The sequence below is a fragment of the uncultured Salinisphaera sp. genome, assembly GCF_964012375.1.
Classification (GTDB): domain Bacteria; phylum Pseudomonadota; class Gammaproteobacteria; order Nevskiales; family Salinisphaeraceae; genus Salinisphaera.
This window is the reverse complement of record NZ_CAXGSH010000180.1, coordinates 1-2283: the sequence shown is the minus strand read 5'-3', so window position 1 is coordinate 2283 and position 2283 is coordinate 1. Positions and strand designations below refer to the sequence as shown.

Sequence of the window (2283 nt, the reverse complement as noted above, 5' to 3'; positions counted from 1 at the left end):
CGGTCTCGGCGGCGGCTACGAGCGCCTCGAAGGCACCGTCGATCTCATGCCGTCCGATCTGGCGTATCACACCTATATCGACGAAGACGGCAAGCCGCGCGTCGAGCCCGGGCCGGTATTACGCCACGGCGAATCGCTGGCCACGTTTTTCTTCAACGAGATCAACCGTGCCCGGCCGCAGGTGCACTCGCTGCTGCTGCGGTTGATGGCCGAGCGGTCCATGAATGCGTTCAACCGGGAGCACCACTTTCCGCACCTGCTGGTATTCGCGGATCGCAATCGTGTCGAGCGCGAGGAAACGTTCGAGCTGCCGGCGGCGGCCCGCGACCGGTTCTTCATGGAGATCGGTATCGCCGCGCCGGAAACGCGCGAGGCCCGGCGCGCGCTGATGTTCGATCCGAAGTTCCACGACGCGGACGCCTTGATCGAAAGTGTCGACGAGGGGCTGGTCGATTACACCGCGCTCAACGCCTTCGCGAGCGAACTGCAGAACGCGATCAGCGTCAGCGAAACCCTCCAGAACTATGCCCTGGACCTCTGGCAGGCCATGCGCGATCCGGCCGCCGCGGGCATCCAGCTCGACGATGTCGACGTCAACACGCTGATCGCCGGTGGCGGCAGTCCGCGCGGCATGAGCATGATGATCCGTGCGGCCCGCGTGAACGCCTGGCTCGCCGAGCGTGACATGGTGGTGCCCGAGGACATACGCGCCGTGTTCGCCGAGACCGCCGGCCACCGCCTCTTCTTCAATCCGATCTACGAGCTGCGGCGCGATGAGATCATCGGACGGTTGCTCGACGCGGCGCTCGCCCGTATCGCCGCGCCGTGAGTATGATCGCCGAAACCCAGCGCGAATTCGTCTACCGTATTCGCTGGCGCCCACAGAGCATGCGCCCGGGTGCGCACACGAGCCAGCGCTCGGGTATGGGGCAGCTGTTCTCCGGCTATGCGTCGCTGCTGGATCATCCCGACCCGCGGCGCCTCGATCTGAATGCGAGCGTACGAGACCCGTACGGCATGCTGTATACGCGGGTCTTCCGACAGCGCGCGGCCATCCCGGTCATGCTGCTGGTGGATCGCTCCGCCTCCATGCGCTTCGGCGACAAAGCGGCCTTCACGGCGGCGTTCGCGGATGCGACTGCGCGCTCGGCGACCGCTACCGGCGATGCCTTTGGTCTGCTGACGCTCGACGATGGGGCTCGCGCATTGCACCTGCCGCCGACTTTCAAGCGCGGCGCTGCGCAAGGCGTGATCGAGTGCCTGCAAGAGGGACCGTCGCTCGGGCGGCGCCTGGGCGAGCCGCGCGCGCTTGCCACGCGCCTGCCGCGCGAGCGCGCGCTTGTCTTTCTGGTATCGGATTTCCACTGGACGACGCGTGAGCTCGACGGCGTGCTCGACGGCTTGGCGCGCCACGACGTGGTGCCGGTTGTCGTCTGGCACGAGCGCGAGTATTCGGCGCTGCCGCGGCGCGGCCTGATGAGCCTGCAGGATCCGGAGACCGGACGGCGGCGCACGCTGTATATGCGTCCGCGGCTCGCCGAACGCCTGCGGCGAGCCTACGCCGAGCGCCGTGCGTATCTGGCGCGCCAGTTCATGCGCCAGGGCCGGCGGCCGTTGTTCGCTGGCGCACGCTTCGATGCCAGCGTCCTGACCGATCATTTCCTACGTACGGCATGACCCACTCTAGCGCCATTGTCGGTTCCTCGTGGCTGTTGGGGCTCATGCTTGCGCTCGCCATCGGTGTCACGCCGGCTCGAGCCGCGGATATCGACGTGGCCGTCAAGAACCCGCGTGCCTACGGCCATGTCGTCGGCGACCGGCTCACGCGCGGCGTACGCTTCACGCTACCGGACGGCTACCGGCTCGAACGGACGTCGCTGCCCGGGCAAGGCAAGTTGAATTATTGGCTGGATCTGGTCGCGCTTTCGTTCGACGCCCTGGACGAACGTGGTGGTCGGGTCGAGGCCACCTTCGTCTATCAATTGTTCTATGCGCCGCTGCAGGCGGGCCGCCGGGAACTGCCGTCGTTTACGGTACGCGCGGTCGGGCCCGACGATGACGTCATCGAGGCCCGTGTGCCGGGCTTTGCGTTCACGATGTCGCCGTTGATCGAGCTGCAGTCCGAAGCCGAATTCGGCAGTCAGGACAACGACATCATGCTGCCGGACGAACGGCCGGGCCTGCGCGATGTCGCCGCGCCCCGCCGGACTGCCCTGATCAGTGTCGTCATCGCATGGGTGGCGGTGCTCGCCTGGGCATGGATCAGCGATCGTCTGCCCGGGT

2 protein-coding genes and 1 pseudogene are annotated in these 2283 nt (G+C 66.9%); all 3 read left to right on the top strand.

The features are described 5' to 3' along the window. A partial coding sequence (locus ABNU97_RS17665; RefSeq protein ID WP_348767977.1) for a MoxR family ATPase occupies nt 1–829 on the top strand: 829 nt, incomplete at its 5' end. 2 nt (nt 830–831) lie between these two features. Beyond that, complete coding sequence (locus ABNU97_RS17660) at nt 832–1677, top strand: VWA domain-containing protein (protein WP_123632190.1); 846 nt, start codon at nt 832–834, stop codon at nt 1675–1677. Continuing rightward, a pseudogene (locus ABNU97_RS17655) lies at nt 1674–2283 on the top strand (nonribosomal peptide synthetase MxaA); the annotation flags it as partial. The gene ABNU97_RS17660 and the pseudogene ABNU97_RS17655, both read left to right, overlap by 4 nt.